This is a genomic window from Nocardia sputi (assembly GCF_023501985.1).
Genome location: NZ_JAMFLC010000004.1, coordinates 404,835 through 425,145 on the forward strand (window position 1 = coordinate 404,835; position 20,311 = coordinate 425,145).

At 68.1% G+C, this 20,311-nt stretch carries 20 protein-coding genes and 4 tRNA genes; 13 read left to right on the forward strand and 11 right to left on the reverse strand.

Features of this window, described 5'->3' with window-relative positions:
* Positions 1-67: 67 nt before the first annotated feature.
* Positions 68-670 carry a TIGR03086 family metal-binding protein gene (locus tag M8859_RS09065; protein ID WP_159921400.1) on the forward strand — a complete coding sequence of 201 codons (603 nt, stop codon included), beginning with the start codon at positions 68-70 and terminating at the stop codon, positions 668-670.
* Between the two features lie 11 nt (positions 671-681).
* On the opposite strand, the gene M8859_RS09070 is transcribed toward M8859_RS09065, so the two are convergent.
* The gene (locus tag M8859_RS09070) at positions 682-1,308 is read right to left on the reverse strand and encodes a TetR/AcrR family transcriptional regulator (RefSeq protein ID WP_159921398.1); all 627 of its coding nucleotides are present in this window, start codon (positions 1,306-1,308) and stop codon (positions 682-684) included.
* A gap of 113 nt (positions 1,309-1,421) precedes the next feature.
* On the opposite strand from M8859_RS09070, the gene M8859_RS09075 reads away from it, so the two are divergent.
* Positions 1,422-2,456: an aldo/keto reductase gene (locus M8859_RS09075; protein ID WP_159921740.1), complete on the forward strand. Its 1,035-nt coding sequence runs from the start codon at positions 1,422-1,424 to the stop codon at positions 2,454-2,456.
* Positions 2,457-2,473: 17 nt separating this feature from the next.
* Here the strand turns inward: M8859_RS09075 and M8859_RS09080 are convergent, their stop codons facing one another.
* The 5 genes from M8859_RS09080 to M8859_RS09100 form a co-directional block, all read right to left on the reverse strand.
* Complete coding sequence (locus M8859_RS09080) at positions 2,474-2,824, reverse strand: hypothetical protein (protein ID WP_159921396.1); 351 nt, start codon at positions 2,822-2,824, stop codon at positions 2,474-2,476.
* A gap of 45 nt (positions 2,825-2,869) precedes the next feature.
* On the reverse strand, positions 2,870-7,069 hold the full coding sequence (locus M8859_RS09085; protein ID WP_249644085.1) for a bifunctional nitrate reductase/sulfite reductase flavoprotein subunit alpha: 4,200 nt from the start codon (positions 7,067-7,069) through the stop codon (positions 2,870-2,872).
* A 115-nt stretch (positions 7,070-7,184) separates the two neighbouring features.
* On the reverse strand, positions 7,185-7,889 hold the full coding sequence (locus M8859_RS09090; protein ID WP_195069593.1) for a demethylmenaquinone methyltransferase: 705 nt from the start codon (positions 7,887-7,889) through the stop codon (positions 7,185-7,187).
* A 74-nt stretch (positions 7,890-7,963) separates the two neighbouring features.
* The gene (locus M8859_RS09095) at positions 7,964-9,106 is read right to left on the reverse strand and encodes a glycosyltransferase family 4 protein (protein ID WP_249644086.1); all 1,143 of its coding nucleotides are present in this window, start codon (positions 9,104-9,106) and stop codon (positions 7,964-7,966) included.
* Positions 9,107-9,218: 112 nt separating this feature from the next.
* Positions 9,219-9,674, reverse strand: a complete 456-nt coding sequence (locus M8859_RS09100; protein ID WP_249644087.1) for a DUF3592 domain-containing protein — start codon at positions 9,672-9,674, stop codon at positions 9,219-9,221.
* A gap of 39 nt (positions 9,675-9,713) precedes the next feature.
* On the opposite strand from M8859_RS09100, the gene M8859_RS09105 reads away from it, so the two are divergent.
* Positions 9,714-10,220 carry a DUF2505 domain-containing protein gene (locus M8859_RS09105; protein WP_159921386.1) on the forward strand — a complete coding sequence of 169 codons (507 nt, stop codon included), beginning with the start codon at positions 9,714-9,716 and terminating at the stop codon, positions 10,218-10,220.
* A 55-nt stretch (positions 10,221-10,275) separates the two neighbouring features.
* Here the strand turns inward: M8859_RS09105 and M8859_RS09110 are convergent, their stop codons facing one another.
* The 3 genes from M8859_RS09110 to M8859_RS09120 are packed head-to-tail and all read right to left on the reverse strand — an operon-like array spanning position 10,276 to position 12,486.
* Positions 10,276-10,713: a VOC family protein gene (locus tag M8859_RS09110; protein ID WP_159921384.1), complete on the reverse strand. Its 438-nt coding sequence runs from the start codon at positions 10,711-10,713 to the stop codon at positions 10,276-10,278.
* A gap of 58 nt (positions 10,714-10,771) precedes the next feature.
* Entirely contained in the window at positions 10,772-11,200 is a 429-nt protein-coding gene (locus tag M8859_RS09115; protein ID WP_159921382.1) for a helix-turn-helix transcriptional regulator, read from the reverse strand.
* A 17-nt stretch (positions 11,201-11,217) separates the two neighbouring features.
* Positions 11,218-12,486 (reverse strand): geranylgeranyl reductase family protein, encoded by a 1,269-nt coding sequence (locus tag M8859_RS09120; protein WP_159921380.1) that lies wholly within the window; start codon positions 12,484-12,486, stop codon positions 11,218-11,220.
* A 223-nt stretch (positions 12,487-12,709) separates the two neighbouring features.
* Here M8859_RS09120 and M8859_RS09125 point away from each other — a divergent pair, with 223 nt between their 5' ends.
* A complete protein-coding gene (locus tag M8859_RS09125; protein ID WP_249644092.1) occupies positions 12,710-13,750 on the forward strand; it encodes a polyprenyl synthetase family protein in 1,041 nt (346 codons plus the stop codon).
* A 155-nt stretch (positions 13,751-13,905) separates the two neighbouring features.
* Entirely contained in the window at positions 13,906-14,787 is an 882-nt protein-coding gene (htpX, locus tag M8859_RS09130) for a zinc metalloprotease HtpX (protein WP_159921378.1), read from the forward strand.
* Between the two features lie 12 nt (positions 14,788-14,799).
* Here htpX and M8859_RS09135 read toward each other — a convergent pair whose 3' ends face one another.
* Positions 14,800-15,264 (reverse strand): MarR family winged helix-turn-helix transcriptional regulator, encoded by a 465-nt coding sequence (locus M8859_RS09135; RefSeq protein ID WP_159921376.1) that lies wholly within the window; start codon positions 15,262-15,264, stop codon positions 14,800-14,802.
* 121 nt (positions 15,265-15,385) lie between these two features.
* Between M8859_RS09135 and M8859_RS09140 the strand changes: the two genes are divergently transcribed.
* Positions 15,386-16,411 (forward strand): nitroreductase/quinone reductase family protein, encoded by a 1,026-nt coding sequence (locus M8859_RS09140; protein ID WP_159921374.1) that lies wholly within the window; start codon positions 15,386-15,388, stop codon positions 16,409-16,411.
* Here M8859_RS09140 and M8859_RS09145 read toward each other — a convergent pair.
* Complete coding sequence (locus M8859_RS09145) at positions 16,402-16,893, reverse strand: YajQ family cyclic di-GMP-binding protein (RefSeq protein ID WP_159921372.1); 492 nt, start codon at positions 16,891-16,893, stop codon at positions 16,402-16,404. The two genes, M8859_RS09140 and M8859_RS09145, sit on opposite strands and share 10 nt — an antisense overlap.
* Before the next feature lie 174 nt (positions 16,894-17,067).
* Here M8859_RS09145 and M8859_RS09150 point away from each other — a divergent pair.
* The 7 genes from M8859_RS09150 (at position 17,068) to secE (ending at position 20,248) form a co-directional block, all read left to right on the forward strand.
* Positions 17,068-17,150: transfer RNA gene (locus tag M8859_RS09150), tRNA-Tyr, on the forward strand.
* A 608-nt stretch (positions 17,151-17,758) separates the two neighbouring features.
* Positions 17,759-17,831: transfer RNA gene (locus M8859_RS09155), tRNA-Thr, on the forward strand.
* Between the two features lie 76 nt (positions 17,832-17,907).
* Positions 17,908-17,983 (forward strand) — tRNA-Met (locus M8859_RS09160).
* Between the two features lie 42 nt (positions 17,984-18,025).
* Entirely contained in the window at positions 18,026-18,196 is a 171-nt protein-coding gene (gene rpmG, locus M8859_RS09165) for a 50S ribosomal protein L33 (RefSeq protein WP_011211653.1), read from the forward strand.
* Positions 18,197-18,379: 183 nt separating this feature from the next.
* Positions 18,380-19,447, forward strand: coding sequence for a fused (3R)-hydroxyacyl-ACP dehydratase subunits HadA/HadB (locus M8859_RS09170; RefSeq protein ID WP_159921736.1), 1,068 nt, complete (start codon positions 18,380-18,382; stop codon positions 19,445-19,447).
* 221 nt (positions 19,448-19,668) lie between these two features.
* Positions 19,669-19,741 (forward strand) — tRNA-Trp (locus M8859_RS09175).
* Between the two features lie 108 nt (positions 19,742-19,849).
* A complete protein-coding gene (secE, locus tag M8859_RS09180; RefSeq protein ID WP_195069591.1) occupies positions 19,850-20,248 on the forward strand; it encodes a preprotein translocase subunit SecE in 399 nt (132 codons plus the stop codon).
* Positions 20,249-20,311 lie beyond the last annotated feature (63 nt).

The following is a 20,311-nucleotide window of genomic DNA, read 5'->3' on the forward strand; positions in this document are numbered from 1 at the left end:
GGACCGATGAATTCCGCGCGGCGGTTGTGTCTACATGGTTGGACATATCCCCGGCTCAGGAGATCCGATGAATCCGGAATTCGATTTCGAACCGGCCGCTACCGCGCTGGCGACAGTGATCGGCCGCATCACCGACGACCAGCTCGCGGCGCCGACACCCTGCGCGGACATCACGGTCGGTGCTCTGCTCGCGCACGTCGACGATCTGACCGAGGCGTTTCGTCAGTCGGCCACCAAGGAGGCCGTCGGCAGGTCCGTCGCGCCGGATTCCCCTGCCGAGCGCGCCCTGCCGGAAGATTGGCGCTCGCGCATCCCTGCCCGGCTCGATGCCCTGGTAGCAGCGTGGCGGGAGCCCGCGGCCTGGGACGGCGTGACGGAGGCGGGTGGGGTGAGCCAGCCCGCCCCGGTGATGGCCAGGTTCGCGCTGGACGAGGTGGTCGTGCACGGCTGGGATCTGGCGAAGGCCACCGGCCAGCCTTTCACGTGTGATGCCCGGTCCGGCGCGATTCTCTTGGACATGCTGCGCGACACTCCCGCCGAGGGCGTGCCGGGCTTGTTCGGGCCGGTGGTGCCGGTCGCGGCGGCGGCGTCCGACTGGGAGCGGGTCCTCGCGTTCACCGGCCGCCGCGCCGACTGGACTGCCGAGACCAGGGCAGCGGTGCTCGACTAGCCGGAGTCGGCTCAGTGCCGTCCACCGGTGGTCACGAAGGTGCCCGCGGTGACGGCGTCGACGGCGGCCTGGGCGGCCATGTCCGCCGCGGCGTCATCGATCGGGTCGCCGCTGGCGAGCAGCCGGTAGTAGAGCGGGGCCGACACGGCGGAAAGCACCGCGCGTGCGTCGGTGTGCTCGGGCGCTTCACCTCGCGCGATGGCGGCATCCACACAGGCGGACCATTCGGTGAGCCGGACGTCGTAGAAGCGGCGCAGGGCGGACGCGGCCGACTCGTCGCACGTGGCGGCCGCGATCACGGCGCGGAAGAGCCTGCCTTGGCGGGGGTCGGAGAGTGTCTTCGCGACCAGGCGGGCGTTGGCGGTGAGATCGCCGAGTAGCGAGCCGGTGTCCACGCGTGGCAGCGACTGTTCGGCCATGCCGACCAGCAGGTCGGCGATCAGGCCGGGGGGCGTGCGCCAGCGGCGGTAGACGGTGGTCTTGCCTACTTCGGCGCGAGCCGCGACCTCGGCGAGGTCCAGATGGGCGAAGCCGCGTTCGGCCAGCAAATCGCCCGCCGCCTGGAGGACGGCCGCGCGGACCCGCGCGGTCCGTCCACCGGGTCGAACCGAGCCGGGTGTGGCGTCTTCAAGCTCCATAACGGCACTCCAGTTTCATTTAAGCGTGGACGGGTGTATCGTTCGAATCGTTAACGGAACTATAGACCCTTTAGGAGGGTGCTCCAGTGAACGATCAGACGGTGGACACGCAGATGGAGTACCGGCGGCTCGGCTCATCGGGCCTGCACGTGCCGGCCCTGAGCTTCGGGGCGGGCACCTTCGGCGGTCGGGGCGAATTGTTCGGCGCGTGGGGCGACACCGACGCCGAGCAGGCGCGACGGCTGGTCGACATCAGTCTGGACGCCGGTGTCAGCATGTTCGACACCGCCGACGTCTACTCCGACGGCGCCTCCGAGGAGGTGCTGGGCGCCGCGGTCAAGGGCAGGCGTGATCGGGTGCTGCTGTCCACCAAGGCGACACTGCCGACCGGCCCGGGTCCGCTGGACGCCGGGTCCGGCCGGGCCAGGTTGATCGGTGCGGTGGAGGGGTCGCTGCGCAGGCTCCGTACCGACTACATCGATCTGTTCCAGCTGCACGCTTTCGACGCGGGCACGCCGGTGGAGGAAGTCGTCGCGGCACTGGACGATCTGGTGCGCGCGGGCAAGATCCGCTATGTCGGCGCGTCCAACTTCGCGGGTTGGCAGTTGATGAAATCCCTTGCCACGGCGGATCGCAACGGCCTGACCAGGTACGTCGCTCACCAGGTCTACTATTCGCTGGTCGGGCGCGACTACGAGTGGGAACTCATGCCGCTGGGCCGCGACCAGGGTGTCGGCGCGGTGGTATGGAGTCCGCTGGGTTGGGGAAGGCTCACCGGCAAGATTCGTCGCGGACGGCCACTCCCGGAAGGCAGCCGCTTGCACCGGACCGCCGAGGCGGGCCCGCCGGTGGACGAGGAGAAGCTCTACGACGTGGTCGACGTCCTCGACGAGTTGGCCGCCGAGACCGGCAAGACGGTCCCGCAGATCGCCCTCAATTGGCTACTGCGCCGCCCCACCGTCTCGACCGTCATCGTGGGCGCCCGCAACGAGGAGCAGCTGCGCCAGAATCTCGGCGCCGTCGGCTGGGAACTCACCCCCGACCAGGTCGCCCGCCTGGACAAAGCCAGCGCCACCACCCCGCCCTACCCTTACTACCCGTACTACCGTCTCCCGGACTTCACCCGCCTGAACCCGCCCGCGGTGTGAACGCGGGGGAACGATCGTCAATCCGCTCCGACCGGGGTCGCGGTGGAGCCGAACTCACCGATCGTGATCACGACTGGACCGCCTACGCGGTCCATGTCGTACATCGCCTCGCCGAGGTGGGTGGACATCAAGTCCATCCACCAGTCCCAGGGGGATTCAGGCCTGCCACGCAGAGCGTCCTCCGCAACCTTCCGGTAGTAGTCCCGCAGCGTGTCCGGAGTGAATCGCATGGCGACGGGAGGAGCCAGCGCCACGCCATCGCGTTCGACGATGTACGGAATGCCTTCCCGAACCGAGATTTTCAAACCCTCCCAGTTCCCGGCGCGAACGATGGAGTCCGTCAACTCGTCGTATGTCGGCTCATCCACGGCAAGCCTTTCCTCCGTCTCAGGTGGTACTGGCGAACTGAAACATCAGTAGACGTCGCGGACGTAACGTTTTTCGGCGACGAGTTGCTTCTTGAAGGCCAGTGCGCCGTCCTCGTCGAGCTTGCCGTGGACGCGCGCGATGCGCAGCAGCGCCTCGTCGACGTCTTTGGCCATGCGGCTGGCGTCGCCGCAGACGTAGAAATGGGCGCCCTCGCGCAGCCAGGACCACAGCTCGGCGCCGTGCTCGATCATGCGGTGCTGCACGTAGATCCGCTCGCGCTGGTCGCGGGAGAAGGCCAGGTCGAGGCGGGTGAGGAAGCCGGAACGGAACATGTCCTCCAGCTCGGCGCGGTAGTAGAAGTTCTGCGCCGCATGCTGATCGCCGAAGAACAACCAGTTGCGGCCGGTGCAGCCGAGGGCCCTGCGCTCGTGCAGGAACCCGCGGAAGGGCGCGATACCCGTGCCGGGGCCGACCATGATCATCGGTGCGGTCGGGTCGGCGGGCGGACGGAAATGCGGTGCGCGCTGCAGGAAGATCGGCACCGCAGGGTCGGTGCGGGCGGCGTGCGCCCGGTCGGCGAGGAAGGTCGAGCACACTCCGCCGCGCCGCGCCGCCGAACCGGTGGCAGCGGGATCGCCGTAACGCACGATGCCGACGGTCAGCTCCACCTCGTCCGGGCTGACCAGCGGACTCGACGAGATCGAATACTGGCGCGGCTGTAGTTTCTTCAGCGTGCCGAGCCACTCCACCAGATCGGCCCGCACCGGGAAGTCGCGCAGCACGTCCACGGCCTGCCGGTCCCACAGGTAGCTCGCCAGCTCGTTGCGATTGTCCCGGCGCAGCAGTTTGGCGAGCTTGCCGTTGTGGTTGCGCTCGGCGAGGAAGCCGAGCAGATCCTGCCCGACCTTCGTGATGTCGTAATGCGTGCGCAGCGCCTCGGCCAAGGGGAGTTCGCGTTGGTCGACCTCGACGACGCGACGGCCGTCCAACCCGGTCGCGGCCAGCCATTCGGTGACCAGCGAGGTGGAATTCACCGGCCACACGCCCAGCGAATCGCCCACCTCGTAGGCCGCGTCCAGACCGCGCAGATCGAACCCGAAGCGGCGCACCTCTTTCGACGACTCCGCGGTCGACAGCAACTCGTTGCGCACGAGTGGAGCACGCAAGGGCGCCGTGCGAGTGAACGGTGTGGGTGCGCCACGGTGGCGGCCGAGCGCTGGTGCGGCGGTCGGCAACTCCATGGTCGCGACTCCACCGCCACGGGGGGTGGACCGCCTCGAGTCGGTCGCACCGTGCGCCGGAAGTGCGGTGGGGAAGTCCGGGCTCTCGGCCGGGCCGTCGCCGAACGCGGCGAGCACGTCGTCGAGCCAGCGCTGGGCCGCGTCTTCGTAGTCGGGTTCGCTGTCGACGCGCGGGAGCAGCCGGGTAGCGCCCAGTGCGGCGAATCTCTCGTCGAGTTTGCGGCCGTAGCCGCAGAAGTCGTCATAGGAGGAGTCGCCGAGGGCGAACACCGCGTACCGCACGCCGGTCAGCCGCACGGCGCCGTCGGCCAGCCGATCCCAGAAATCGGCTCCGTTGTCCGGCGGCCCGCCGTCGCCGAAGGTGCTGCTGACCACCAGCACGTCACCCCGGATCGCGCTCAGCTCGCAGGAATCCAGGTCCAGCAGGCGGGGCGCGAAGCCGTGCTCGGCGAGGTGCGCCGCGACCGTGGCGGCGAATTCCTCGGCGGTGCCGGTCTGCGAGGCCCACAGGACGGTGATCGCGTGCCCGATGTCACCCGCGTCCGTCGCGGGCGCCGAGCCCGCCGCCGCACGCGAGTACATGCCTGCCAGCAGACCGTCGACCCACAACCTGCTGTGCGCGGACATCGGCGCCGACTCCGGGAGCACCGGCTGACCCGTCACCGGAAGCGATTGCAGCGCGGCCAGATAACCGCTCAGATAGATCCGCTCGGTTTCGCTGAGCGTGGGCGCGGTGCCGCTGTCGAGACCGAGCACGGCCGCCAGCGGGTGCGCCGACTCCGTCGCGGGCAGGGCGTCGGGCGATTTCGGTCGCGGCACGGCGGCCACCCGGCGCAGCGCTATCGCGCACGCCTTGAACTCCGGTTGCAGCGAGGCCGGGTCGACCGCGTCGTTGGTGACCGCGTTGATGGTCAGGTATTCGCCTTGCTCGTCGTTCCAATGGAACGGCACGAAGCAATCTCCCTGGCGCACTCGGTCGCTGACCTGCACCGGCAGCACGGCCCGGCCCCTGCGGGAGGCGATCTCGAGCTGGTCGCCCTCGTGCAACCCGAGACGCTCGGCATCGGCCGGGTGCACCTCGGCGAACGGCTGTCCGTTCAGCTTGGTCAGCTTGTCGATCTTGCCGGTCTTGGTCATGGTGTGCCACTGATGCTGTAGGCGGCCGGTGTTCAGCAGGAACGGGTAGTCGTCGTCCGGCATCTCCTCCGGCAGCATGTGCGGCCGCGGCCAGAACACCGCGCGGCGGCTCGGCGTGGCGAAGGCCAGCCGGGGCCGGTGCCCGTTCTCGTCGACGAACAGCGTCTGGCTGACGCCGTCGTTGCGGTAGCGGATCGGATTGCGCCGCTGCTCCGGCCGCGCGCACGGCCACTGCATCGGACCGTCGCGCAGCGCCTCGTAGCTGACGCCGCGCAGGTCGTAGCCGGTCGCGGGGTTGGCGAACCGCTTGATCTCGTCGAACACCTCGGCGCTGGAGGCGAAGTCGAAGCCGGGGAACCCCATCGCGGTGGCGATATCGGCGATGATCCGCCAGTCCGGCCGCGCGTCGCCGATGGGCGGGACCGACTGTTGCAGCAGGGTGAGATTTCGTTCGGAATTCACCATCACCGCGTCGGCTTCCGCCCACAGCGTGGCCGGGAGCAGGAGGTCGGCGTAGGCGTTGGTCGCGGTTTCGGTGTAGGCGTCCTGGGCGATCACCAGTTCGGCCGCCTCGAGTCCCGCGATCACCGTCTTGCGGTTCGGCACGGTGGCCACGGGATTGGTGCAGATGATCCAGGCCGCTTTGATCTCCCCTTCGGCCAGTCCGCGGAACATCTCCACCGTGCCGGGCCCGGCTTCGGCGCGTAGCGCGCCGGGCTCGAGCTGCCACGCGGTCTCCACGAACGCGCGGTCCTCGGCGGAGAGCAGACTGCGCTGGCCGGGCAGCCCTGGGCCCATGTAGCCCATCTCCCGCCCGCCCATCGCGTTCGGCTGCCCGGTCAGCGAGAACGGCCCGCTGCCGGGACGGCAGATGGCCCCCGTGGCCAGGTGCAGGTTGCACAGCGCGTTGGTGTTCCAGGTGCCGTGCGTGGACTGGTTGAGGCCCATCGTCCACAGCGACATCCACTCGCCCGCCGCGCCGATCCACTGGGCGGCGGTCCGGATGTCGGCCTCGGACAGTCCGGTGATCTCGGCCACCCGCTGCGGCGGATAGTCGGCCAGGAACTCCGGCATCGCCTCCCAGCCTTCGGTGTGCTCGGCGATGAACTCCGCGTCGATGTCACCGTCGGCGACCAGCAGGTGCAGCAGTCCGTTCAGCAGCGCCAGATCCGTGCCGGGCGCGATCTGCAGGAAGAGGTCGGCGCGCTCGGCGGTCTCGGTGCGCCGCGGATCGACCACGATCAGCTTCGCGCCCGCCTTGAGCCGGTCGGCCATCCGCAGGAACAGGATCGGATGGCAGTCGGCCATGTTCGCGCCGATCACGAAGAACAGGTCCGCGTGCTCGAAGTCGTCGTAGGAGCCGGGCGGCCCGTCCGCACCGAGGGACTGTTTGTACCCGGTGCCCGCACTGGCCATGCACAGCCGCGAGTTCGCCTCGATGTGCACCGTGCGCAGATAGCCCTTGGCGAGCTTGGTGGCGAGGTACTGCGCTTCCAGCGACATCTGCCCGGAGACATACAGCGCGATCGCGTCCGGACCGTGCTCGTCCAGGATCGCCCGCAGCCGGGTGGCGGCCTCGTGCACGGCCTCGTCGACGGGGAACGGCACCGGGACCTGGCCGCGCTCGAAGCGCCGGTAGGCGGTTTCCATCCGCCCGGGGGTGCGCATCAGCTCGGCATGGGTCGTGCCTTTGGTGCACAGCCTGCCCGCGTTCGCCGGGTGCAACTTGTCGCCGCTGACCTTGGCGATCACCGGCTGCCCCGCGTCGTTCGAAGCGGTCCGCACCGTGATTCCACAGCCCACGCCGCAGTACGAGCACGCCGTTCGGGCGGTGCCGTCGCTGCGGCCGGTCACTGCGTCAGACATGCCTTCGATCATGCGGACCGCCGATTGCGCGGGATTTACCTCGCGTTATCGCCAGGTGACATTCCACCTCACCGCACACGAATCCGGCGGTGAGGTGTGATCAGGATCTCCGGGCTCAGCCGAGCTTGTACGCCCGGTGCAGGGCGACCACTCCTCCGGTGAGGTTGCGCCACTTCACCGACGACCACCCGTTCGCCGCGATCCGCATCGCCAGCCTGCGCTGATTCGGCCAGTCCGGGATGGATTCGGCGAGGTAGATGTACGCGTCGGGATTGCTGCTCACCACGCGCGCCACTTTGGGTAGCGCCTTCATCAGGTATTCCAGGTAGATCGTGCGGAACAGCGGGAGAACCGGTGCGGAGAACTCGCAGACGACCAACCTGCCGCCGGGTTTGGTGACGCGCAGCATCTCGCGCAAGGCGAGGTCGGTGTCGGCCACATTGCGCAGCCCGAACGAGATGGTCACCGCGTCGAAGGAGTCGTCGGCGAACGGCAGCGCCATCGCGTCGGCCGCCACCATCGGCACATCGCGGAACCGGCCCGCGCTGAGCATGCCCTTGGAGAAGTCGGCCGCCAGGCACCAGGCTCCGGATTTCCGCAGCTCCAGGGTGGACACACCGGTTCCGGCGGCCAGATCGAGCAATCGCTCGCCCGGCCGCGGCGCCAATGCCTTGCGGGTCGCCCAGCGCCAGTAGCGATCCTGCCCCCCGGAGATCACCGTATTGGTCAGGTCGTAGCGACGGGCGACGCCGTCGAACATCGACGCGACTTCGCGCGGCTGCTTGTCCAACGAGGCCCGGTTCGATTGCGTTTTCGCCACGCCAAGACCCTAACTCGCGGTCTGTTCCGAACCGAGCGTGGCACGGGGATACTTCCGTCACGCCGAGCCGGGTTTCAAGCCGTATGCGGCAACCGAATCCGGGTACCGGTCACCTCGGCGTAGTGGCCCATCAGCTGGGTGCAGATGGCGGGCCAGGTCCGCGACAGCACCGACTTCCTGGCCGCTCCGGCGAACCGGCCCCGCAGCCGCGGATCGTGCAGCGCTGCGACGGCGCTGGGCAACAACTCGCAGAACCGGTCCACCGGCAGCAGGTAGCCGTTACGGCAGTGGGCGATCAGGTCGCGCGGACCGCCCGCGTCGGGGCCGATCACCGGGATTCCCGACGCCAGCGCCTCCTGTACGCCCTGGCAGAAGGTCTCGTGCTCGCCCGCGTGCGCCATCACGTCCAAGCTGGCGTACGCCTGTGCCAGCTCGTCACCGCCGAGCTCGCCGGTGAACACCGCGGTCGGCATGAGACGGGCCAGCCGCTGGCGTTCCGGCCCGTCGCCGACGATCACCAGCTGGATGTCGGGGTCGGCGTCGAGCACCGCGAGGCGTTCGACGTGCTTCTCCGGGGCGAGCCGCCCCACGAAGCCCACCAGCAGGCGGTCCCGGCCGCCCAGCCAGGAGTCGCGCAACTCGACGGAGCGGGCGCTCGGCGTGAACCTCGCGATGTCGACACCCCGGCCCCACCGGTGCACGCGCGGGATACCGTGCCGGACCAGGTCCTCCGCGGCGGCCCGGGACGGGACGAGCGTGCGGGTGGCACCTTCGTGGATGCGCCGCGTCCAGCTCCAGGCGGCCCGGCTCGCCAGGCCGAGCCCGTAGCTCTTGGCAAAGCCCGCGACGTCGGTCTGGTACACCGCGACGGTCGGCAGGTCCAGCCGCAGCGCCGCGCCCAGTCCGCCCGCGCCGAGCAGGAACGGCGAGGCCAGGTGGACCACGTCGGCGTCGAAGTCGTCGATGGCCGAGACGATGCCCGGCTGCGGCAACCCGACCGGCAGCGAGCTGATCTTCGGCACCATGACCGCGGGCACCCGATGTACCGGGAAACGTTGATAGCGCCGCGGTGCGGTGGGCTGCCCGCGCGGGGTGTCCGGCGCGATGATCAGCGCATCGTGCCCGTGCCGGTCCAAGTGATCCAGCACCCGCAGCACGGAGTTGACGACGCCGTTCATATTCGGCAGGAACGACTCCGCGACGATCGCTACACGCACCTTCTCAGCGTGACGGGTGCACCGCGCCGCGCCGCCACACCGAAGTGAAGGACACGGAAAGATCCGGCGAATTGTCGGGGCCGCGACGCTGCGGGGCGGTGGCACGCTCGGATCAGGTCACCGGAGCGGGACCACGCCTGCCCGTGCGGGTGAGCAACCACAGCGCGGGGAGTGCGAGCAGCCACACCACCACGATGACCGACAGCGCGGGCGGAATGGCGACGCGCACGTCACGGCCTTCCACGCGCACCAAGTCGGGGTCGCTGCGGCTGTATTCCACGCGAATCCGCTCACCCGCGGTCAGGTTGGTCGGATACAGGACGCCGACCTTCGGATTATGCGTCTCTCCATCGGGTGTGACATACATGACCGCCGAGCGCAGCCGCCCCGCCGAGAGCACCTCGGCCGTGGTGCTGCCCTTGTCGGAGCTGATCAGGTAGTCGTTGCGCCAAGCGGCCAGCACCAGCAGCCCGACGAGCACGCTCACCGCCGTCGCGGCGATCAGCACCCCGAGCCTGGCCCGCCGCAGACGGATCGGCCGCCCACTGGACCGACTGGTTTCCGACACCGCCACAGGCTACCGAGCGGCTCGGCTACGGTGACGGCCATGTCCCGAAAATTCAGCTTCACCGTGCCTTACACCGTCCCGGTCGAAGATCTCCACCGGGCACTCACCACCGATGACGTCTGGCGGGCTCGCTTCGCCGACGCCCCGACCGCGACGTTGGAGCTGTCGCATCCGGACGGGGCGGGCACCATCCGCATCCACATGACCGAGAAGGCCGCGCAGGACAAGGTACCGGCGCTGGTGCGCAAGGTCCTCAAGAGCGAGCTCACCTTCGATCGCACCGACAACTGGCAGCCGCTGGTCGGCGAGGTGGCCAAGGGCGCCTTCGAGGCCAGCACCGGCGGCATCAATACCGTGATGTCCGGCACCTACGAGATCCGCTCCACAGCGGAAGGTTCCGAGATCGAGGTCGTTGGCACCGTTCAGGTGAAGGTGCCACTGGTCGGCGGCGCGATCGAGCCGCTCGCCGAACAGTTGCACCACCGGGTGCTCAACAGCGAGCGCAAATTCATCGAGGAATGGCTGTCCGCGAAGCCGACCGCCTGAGCGTGCGAGTTGCCCCGGCGTGCGCCGGGGCAACTTCCCTTCGCCCTAGGCACCTCTAGGCGAAGTCCTTTGGCGAGTACTCCTTCGGCTCCATCAGCACCAGCCAGTTCCCGGAGTTGTCCCGGATGATCGCCTCGGTCCCGTAGGGCCGCTCGGCGGGCGGCTGAACGAACTCCACACCCTTGGCGGTGAGTTCTTCGAAGGTCTTCTGGCAGTTCTCGGTCCGCAAGCCGAGCGAACCGTGCGTACCGTTGGCGAGCGCGCGCCGGACGGCGTCGGCGTAGTGCTCGTCCAGCGGCGGGCCCGGGAGCATCAGCGTGATCTCCAGCTCCGGCTGCGCGGGATGCGCGACGGTGACCCAGCGGAAACCGTTGTCGCCCATCGTGACATCGCTGGTCTCGACGAAGCCGAGCTTGTCGACATACCACTGTTTTGCTGCGTCCTGGTCCGTGACATACACCGTGACCAGGGAAACGTTCGTAATCGTCGTCATGCGGCCCAGGCTATGGCGCGCGCCTCGCCGCGGGCTTCTCCGAAATTGCGCCGTTTGCTCAGCCGGTCCGCTTGCGGTCCGACAGCCCGTGCATGAAGACGAAACAACCGGGGATGCGCGGAGCGCCGTCGGCGAACTTCGCTTGATACTCCGATGGCGTGACCCCGACCAGCTGGCGGAACTTGCTGCTGAACGAGCCGAGACTGCTGTAACCGACCACCATGCACACCTCGGTGACCGTGAGGTTGGTCGCCCGGAGCAGATCCTGCGCGCGTTCGATGCGCCGCTCGGCCAGGTAGGCGGCGGGGGTGAGGCCGTAGACCGCGGCGAACGCGCGCAAGAAGTGGTATTTCGACACCCCGGCGGCCGCCGCCAGCTCGTCCAGATCGAGCGGGTCGGCGTAACGCCGGTCCGCCAGGTCCCTGGCTCGGCGCAGATGCGGGAGCAGAGACAGCGCGGGCAATCCGCGGGCTCGTTGTTCGCCCATCGCGCCGGCCACCGTCCCTATCCGAACGGCTGGCGTTCGTCGAAGCGCAGCGACGCCCGGCCCGCCATCCGCCAGGCCCGCGCGGTCAGGTCGACGTCCTCGTCGGTCACCAGGTTGCCCATCACCCGGACGGCCGTGCGCTGCAAATACTTCGAGCGCATCACGGGGGGACCACCCAGCGGCACCATGCGCGGGTGGGTGGCCAGTCCGGCGATCCGCCGGGCCACGGAGAACGTGCGTCCGTAGCGGGCGCGCAGCACCTGCGGCCAGACCGCGGTGAAGTCGGGCTCGTCCAGCAGGTCGGCCAGCATGTGACCGCCCTCCAAGCCGTAATCGATACCCTCGCCGTTGAGCGGGTTCACGCAGCCGGCGGCGTCACCGATCAGGACCCAGTTGCGTCCGGCCACGTTCGAGACCGCGCCACCCATCGGAAGCAGGGCCGACGCCACCGCGCGCAGCGAGCCCTCGAACTGCCATTCCTCGCTGCGCAGCGCGGTGTAGTGCCCCAGCAGCGGTTTCAACGCGATGTGCGAGGGCCGCCGCTCCGTGGCCAGCGACCCGACGCCGATGTTCACCTCACCGTTGCCGAGCGGGAACACCCAGCCGTAGCCGGGAACCAGCTCGCCCGCGGCGTCGCGCAACTCCAGATGCGAAGTGATCCATTGGTCGTCGCTGCGGCCGGACTTGATGTAGGCGCGCGCCGCGGTGCCGTACGCGTACTGCCGATGCCAGGTGCGCCCGAGCAGCCGCCCGATCGGTGAACGCACTCCGTCGGCGACCACCAGCGTCCGGCAAGCGATCGTCCGAGTGCCGTCGGCCGTGCGCACCGTCACACCGGTGACCCGGTCGCCGTCACGGGTGATGTCGACCACTTTCGTCCCGTCCACCATGCGCGCGCCGGACTTCACCGCCGTCTCGCGCAGCTTGTCGTCGAGTTCGGTACGGGGGACCGCGCTGCCGTACGTCGGGAAGGAACCGCCCGGCCAGCTCAGCAGCGCCTCGCGGCCGAAGCCGGTCATCCGGAGGCCGTGGTTGACGATGTGCGCGCGCACCCACTCGCCGAGACCGAGTTGCTCCAGTTCGGCGGTCGCGCGCGGGGTGAGCCCGTCACCGCAGGTCTTGTCCCTGGGAAAAACGGCGGAATCGACGAGCACCACGTCCCGTCCCGCCCGCGCCGCCCATGCCGCCGACGCCGATCCGGCCGGGCCCGCGCCGACGACCAGCACCTCGGCCCGGCTGGGCAACGCGTCCTCGTCGCTCGCGGGACTCGCTTCCGGTGAACCCATGCGGTCCATACTCGCAGGGCCGTCTCTTCCGTGTCGACGGCGGTCGCGCTCGCGCCGTGGACGGTCACGAGCGACGCGGTGCGGCGGTGGCCGATCCACCACAGAGTGACGGTGTTCATGGGCCATCCGACGGGGACACGCTAGGTTCTCTACCGTGGGGTCGGACGCATCGCTGGGAGAAGAAATGAGCACATCGGCCATGAGCGAGCGCAGCGAGCGAATCATGGGCACGGCGCACGGCGGGCACAGCGAAGCCGGGAGCGACGTGAGCACGGTCGTGGCCGGGGTCGACCTCGGTGACCCCCGGCTCGCGGACACGGTGCGCGACGGCCTTGCCGACGTGGAGAAACTCCTGGTCGACGAGCTCTCCGACGGTGCGAAATTCCTCCAGGAGGCCGCGCTGCACCTGGCCAAGGCCGGCGGTAAACGTTTCCGTCCGCTCTTCACCATCCTCACCGGCCAGCTCGGCCCGCGCCCCACCGATCCCGCTCTGATCACCGCGGGCACCGTCGTCGAACTCGTCCACCTGGCCACGCTGTACCACGACGACGTGATGGACGAGGCCCCGATGCGCCGCGGCGCTCCGAGCGTCAACTCGCGGTGGGGGAACAACATCGCCATCCTCGCGGGCGACTACTTGTTCGCGCACGCGTCCCGGCTCACCTCCACCCTCGGCCCCGACGCGGTGCGCATCATCGCCGAGACCTTCGCCGAACTCGTCACCGGTCAGATGCGCGAGACCATGGGCGCACGCGGATCCCAGGATCCGGTCGAGCACTACTTGCGTGTGGTGTGGGAGAAGACCGGTTCGCTCATCGCCGCCGCGGGCCGATTCGGCGGCACCTTCTCCGGCGCGGACCCCGAGCACGTCGAGCGGCTGGCCCGCCTCGGCGACGCGGTCGGCACCGCTTTCCAGATCTCCGACGACATCATCGACATCTCCTCCGTCTCCGAGCAGTCCGGCAAGACCCCGGGCACCGACCTGCGCGAAGGCGTGCACACCCTGCCGGTGCTGTACGCGCTGCGCGAAGACGGCGCCGCGGGCGACCGCCTGCGCAAACTGCTGGCCCGTCCGCTGGAAACCGACGAGGAGGTCGCGGAGGCGCTCGATCTGCTGGCCGATTCCCGCGGCATGGTGCTGGCGAAGGAGAAGCTGCAGGGCTACGCCGATCTCGCCTATGCCGAGCTGTCCGCGCTCCCGGACGGCCCCGCCAACGACGCCCTCGAGCGGCTGGTCCGGTACACCATCGAACGCGTGGGGTGATCCGCGCGTCGAAGAACGGTCCCATGCGGGCGCGGAGTGATTTCCTCGGGCTGGTTTCGGCGCGGTGGGGGATTCACCGGAACTTTGCCTGCGGCTTCTATCGTTGACCTGCTGTCAGGCGACTCGGTGAACGGGGGAGCGGGCAAGGGAGACACATGCACGGACACGGGCTTGCGAACGGGCTGAAGACCTTCGGGCTGATGGTGGGCCTGTCGGCCATGATCGTGTTCATCGGCGCGCTGTTCCGCAATCCGACGATCCTGGTCATCGCCATCCTGCTCGCGGTGGGCATGAACGCCTACGCGTACTTCAACAGCGACAAGATCGCGTTGAAGACAATGCACGCCCAGCCGGTCAGCGAGCTGGAGGCTCCGGTCATGTACCGGATCGTGCGTGAACTGGCCACCACCGCGCGCCAGCCGATGCCGAGGCTGTACATCAGCCCGACGAACGCGCCCAACGCCTTCGCCACCGGACGCAGTCCCCGCCATGCCGCTGTCTGTTGCACCAGCGGCATCCTGCAGATTCTCGAGGAGCGGGAATTGCGGGCCGTGCTCGGTCACGAACTTTCGCACGTCTACAACCGCGACATCCTGATCTCCTCCATCGCGGGCGCGCTTGCCGCGGTCATCTCGGGCGTGGCCAATCTGGCCTTCTACCTGTCGATGTTCGGCGGCAACCGCAACGGGGAGGGCCCGAACCTGCTTGCCGTGCTGCTGGTGTCGCTGCTCGGCCCGATCGCCGCGACGTTGATCAAGCTCGCGGTCTCGCGCTCGCGCGAATTCCAGGCCGACCAGTCCGGCGCCGAACTCACCGGCGACCCGCTGGCTCTCGCGTCGGCGCTGCGGAAGATCGAGCGTGGCGTGCACACCGCTCCGCTTCCGCCCGAGCCACGGCTGGCGGCGCAGTCGCACCTGATGATCGCCAACCCGTTCCGTCCGGGCGAGAAGGTCGCCCGCTGGTTCTCCACACACCCGTCGATGAACGAGCGCATTGCCCGGCTGGAGGAGATGGCGGGCGGCCCGCGCCGGTACTGAGTCCCGGCGGCCTCAATCGTCCGAGGCCAGCTGGTCCTCGTAAGCGCGGAACGTGTCGACGAACAATTTCCGCTGCTCCGCCGTCAGGGGCTCGAGCACCGTACGCCAGGCCCGGGCGCTGCGACCGAGCCATTCCCGCACGGATTGCTCGTGGGCGGGCGCGATGGCGACGATGGTGCGCCTCCGATCGTCCGGGTCCGCGCCGCGGTCGAGCACACCCTGCTTGCTGAGTTCGCCGACCATCAGGCTCACCGTCGTCGGAGCCACTTCCAGGCGGGCGGCCAGATCCGTCACCGTGGTCGGGCCGTCGAAGACCAGGTTGGCCAGCAGCGACAGGTGCCGGGGCGCCAGCGAGAACGATTCCAGTTCCTTCGGAACGCCCAGCTTCTTGGCCCGCCCCACGACGCGCGGCATGAGTAGCAGCAGCGTGCGGATGCCCTCGTCCACGCCCAGTCCGGCCCGCTCCTCGGTTGACATGCGGCCCACCTCCCAATAATCTTTGACTACAAAACATATTTGCTTGCAAAGCAAATATTGACTTCGGCATCAGGTTATAGCCAGCGGTCACGGCAGGTGAGCCGCGGAAGGGATATCGGACATGACCGATCCGGAGATCAGGCCAGAGAATTTCAACCGGGCGATCATCGCGGAGTTCCGCGCGAACGCGGGCAAGGTCGGCGGGATGTTCGAGGGGGCGTCCCTGCTCCTGCTCACCACCGCCGGATCGAAGACGGGACGGAGGCACACCGTACCGGTCGTCTACCGCCCGGATGGTGACCGTGTGCTGGTGTTCGGATCCAATGCGGGCGCCGACAACCATCCCGCCTGGTTCCACAATGTGCGGGCGAATCCGGAGGTGACCGTCGAGATCGGCGAGGGTGAGCGAATCCGGACCTACACCGCGAGCGCCCGAGTTCTCGAGGGCGCCGAGCGAGACCGTCACTATGCCGCTCAGGCAAGCGACGAGCCGGCGTTCGCCGCCTATCGAGCGGCGACCGACCGGACTATCCCCGTCGTCGCTCTGGAGCCGCTCGAGCGGCGCGAACTCGAGAGGCGCCGCTTCCTGATGGGAACAGGCGCTGTCGCTACCGTAGCGGCCGGCGTCGCGGGCACGATGGCGTCGGCCGACTCGCCTGGAGTGGCCGCACCCGCGCAACAGCGCGCCGCGGCCGTTGGCGACCACCTGCGTCAGGTCCATGCCCAGCTGCGCCGCGACCTCACCGAAATTCGAGCGAGCCTCGCGGAGTATGTGCGTGCACCGGACGTCGCGGCCCAACCAACTCCGCCGCGGGATCTGCGCGCCCACTGCCTGGCGTTCTGTGGTGCGCTCGGTGAACATCACACCGGCGAGGACGGGGTCTTTCCCGCCCTGGTGCGGCTGCATCCCGAACTCGCGCCGGTGGTCGACCGGCTGAGCCGCGAACACGGTGTGGTCGCCACCGCGCTAACCGAACTACGGACACTTCTCGACCCGCCGCACCTGGGCGACCCCGCGCGGCTGCGCACGGAATTCGAACGCCTCGCGACGGAACTGGAAACCCACTTCACCTACGAGGAGGACACCCTCGTGGACACGCTCAACGCGACCGACCCGGCCGCGCTCCGGTCCGGCGGTCAGCGGTAGTTGACGAACTGCAGCGCGATCCCGAAATCCTCGCTCTTCAGCAGGGTGATCACGGCCTGCAGATCGTCGCGCTTCTTGCTGCTCACCCGCAGCTCGTCCCCTTGGATCTGCGCCTTCACGCCCTTGGGGCCCTCGTCCCGGATCTTCTTGGAGATCTTCTTCGCGTGCTCGGAGTCGATGCCCTGCACCAGTGAACCTGTGATCTTGTACACCTTGCCGGAGGAGACCGGCTCGCCCGCGTCGAACGCCTTCAGCGAGATGTCGCGGCGGATCAGCTTCTCCTTGAACACCTCCAGCGCGGCCTTGACGCGCTCTTCCGCCTCCGCGGTGAGCACGATCTTGTCCTCGCCCGACCATTCGATCGACGCGCCGGTGCCGCGGAAGTCGTAGCGGGTGTTGAGTTCCTTCTCCGCCTGATGCAGGGCGTTGTCGACCTCCTGCCGGTCGACCTTGCTCACAACATCGAAAGACGAATCAGCCACGCTGCGCTCCTGTTCTGACGGTCCGACGGGTGAGCTGAACCCTCTGCTTCCAGCCACCGTCAGTTCTACCCGGAGACCCGAGGGTAGTCGGGTCGCACGGCCGATAGCCAGCCGGTTTGCATTCAGGGTGCGGGTTCGATGTATTCTGCTCAGCGCGCGAAAGAATGCGCGAACGGCAGGTTGCCCGAGCGGCCAATGGGAGCAGACTGTAAATCTGTCGGTGAAAGCCTACGTAGGTTCGAATCCTACACCTGCCACTCCGCTCACTGAGCGAGCCCTGTACGCAGAAAGCGCGTACAGGGCTCGCTTCGTAATGTCTTGTGAAGGTGCAACCCCCACGCCCCGCCCGGCGGGCTTCGCCCCCCGGACCCGCTTGTCGTGGTTGCGTTGGGGGGTGTGCGGTTTGTGGGGAAGCTGACAACGGAGTGATTTCGTGCTCCGGGGATCGGAGCCTTCGGTCCGTGCTCCAGGAGATCTGATCGACGTTGGTCTCGCTCCACTTCACGGCTCTGCGTTCCGTCGCTCGACATGATCCGGGACAACGCGCCCACCGCCGGATCGGCAGGTTGTCGGCGCTTGCCCTCGAGCGGGTCTGCGTGGACGCGGCAATTCGGCGCGGGTATTTGCCGCCCTCACTCGCTCGACCTGATGGAACCGTCCGCTATCGTCGCCTCGCGTGGCGCGACTTCTACGAGCGCTTTCGTGCCCGAATGCGAGCCGCAAACGGGCCCTGGACGGTAGAATCCGCGCGTAAAACACCCCTCTGACCACGCGGTTTGGTGGTGGGAGCTGGGAGTGTGTAACCTCGTTCAAGACTTCACCGCGCTGAGGTCGAGTGTTCGGGGCTCGGTGCGGAAGTAGTCATGCCCCCTTAGCTCAGTCGGCAGAGCGTTTCCATGGTAAGGAAAAGGTCAACGGTTCGATTCCGTTAGGGGGCTCGCCGGATTGCCGGTGGTGACCGACTCGGCATCGCTCCCGTAGTGCGGGCTCGGCACCATGGCAATGCGACGCCGTGGCGGTGTAGCTCAGTCGGTAGAGCAAACGACTCATAATCGTTGTGTCGCCGGTTCAAGTCCGGCCATCGCTACCACAACCGATACAAGCCCATCAGGTACCGGAAAGAAGGCATATCGTGGCCGCGAAGTCCACCGATGTCCGGCCAAAGATCACCTTGGCCTGCGAGCAGTGCAAGCACCGCAACTACATCACCAAGAAGAACCGGCGCAACGACCCGGATCGTCTGGAGCTGAAGAAGTTCTGCCCGAACTGCGGCACACACCGGGCGCACCGCGAATCCCGCTAGTCCTCCGCGCGTGAACTACCGCGTGGTGTAGCGCCGGGAGTCGCATCCCGGTATCTCGGGCCGTGGCACCGCGAGGGCCGGACAGTTGTCCGGCCCTGACGCATTTTCACGGTGCGGGTGCGGTGGTGAACGCTCCGCCGACTCCGGGCGACGGGGTCAGATAGGTACAGTCCTCCCGTGACAATCAACACCGGTACAGACGAAGCGGTCCAGACGGGCGAGGCGCTCGACCCCGCGGCGAACGCCGCGGCGATGGTCGGTCACCACTATCGCGTCGACGACTACTACGAGGTCGGCCGCGAGAAGGTGCGTGAATACGCCCGCGCCGTGCAGGACTACCACCCGGTGCACTGGGACGAGGACGTGGCGCAGGAGTACGGGTACGACAACCTGCTCGCGCCGGTCACCTTCATCTCCCTGGTCGGGATCCTGGCCCAGCGCAAGCTGTTCGAGCAGGTCGTCACCGGTTACGACCTCAGCCAGATCATGCAGACCGACCAGATCCTCGAGTTCCATCGCCCGATCAAGGTCGGCGACCAGCTCACCTGCGACGTCTACCTGCATTCGTTCCGCCAGGCCTTCGGCGGCGACATCATGGTCACCAAGAACATCGTCACCGCGCAGAACGACGAGCTGGTACTCACCACCTACACCACCCTGGTCGGCCGCAGCGGCGCCGATATCGACCCCAACCTGAACGCCGCGGTCCGCAACGTGCTCATGCACGGCATCGGTGAGGAAGCGCCGGGACACAGCCCGCGCAGCACGCCCGTCGTGACCCAGGCGCCCTCGCCGGTCGCGCAAGTGCCGGAGGCGGTGCGCACCAAGCACGCCATCCGCTTCGAGGACGTCTCGGTCGGGGACGAGCTGCCGGCGCGTATCGTCCGGCTCACTCGCGGCGATCTGGTGAACTACGCCGGTGTCTCCGGCGACGCCAACCCGATCCACTGGAGCGACGAGGTCGTTAAGCTGGTCGGCTTGGACAACGTCGTCGCGCACGGCATGCTCACCATGGGTCTCGGTGGCGGGTTCGTCACCTCTTGGCTCGGTGATCCCGGCGCGATCAAGGAGTACAACGTCCGCTTCACCAGCCCGGTCTACGTGGGCACCGACGAGGCCGCCGAGGTCGAGTACACCGGTAAGGTGAAATCGGTCGATCCGGAGTCGAAAACCGCAGTCGTCGCCATCGTGGCGAAGGCGGCGGGAAAGAAGATCTTCGGCCGCGCCACCGCCACGGTGCAGCTGGCCTGACCAGCTACAGCGACCCTGATTGGCTAATGGCGCGCACGGTAACGTACACTCAGGTTTCTGGGGTCGCCAGCCGCTGCGCGCTGCTCTGTGGGGCTGGTTCCAAGCGGTCCGCGAGGATCGTCGACGGGGCCGGCAACTGCCGGAGTAGCGCGCGTGTTGTGTGACACCGGAGCACAACTGAATATCGAACAGTGGTCGGACAGCCGATACCGTCCGACCGAAGGGGCGTAGCTCAACTGGCAGAGCAGCGGTCTCCAAAACCGCAGGTTGCAGGTTCAAGTCCTGTCGCCCCTGCCCTGGATGCCAGCGACGAGAGAGGACCGACGTGAGCGAGCGTAGCGAGCGAGCCATTGGCACAGCGCGCATCGCGCACGGCGGCACCGAGCGCAGCGAGGAGAAGGCGTGAGCGACGAGCGGGACACTCGCCGCGGCGCACATGCCGCCGACGAAGGCGATGGCACCGCCGCAGCGACACGACCGAGCGGAAAGCGGTCCGCCCGGCGGTCCCGCAGTGCTTCCTCCCAGGTCGACACGGGCTCGATCGCCACGCTCGACCGCCCGTCGCGTAAGGCAACCAAGACGACCGATCGGGCCGAACGCAAGAAGCCGGGTAATCCGCTCAAGCGTTTGATCAAGTTCCTGCGTGAGGTCATCGCGGAACTGCGCAAGGTGATCTGGCCCAACCGGAAGCAGATGGTCACCTATACGAGCGTTGTTCTGGTGTTCGTGATTTTCATGGTCGCGTTCATCAGCGGGTTGGATCTGGCGTTCATCAAGGGTGTCAACTGGCTGTTCGGCTAGCTGAACGACGCCGACGCCGGTAGCCGATCCCGGGCGGACACGGGCGGCAGTGATTTCGCCGCG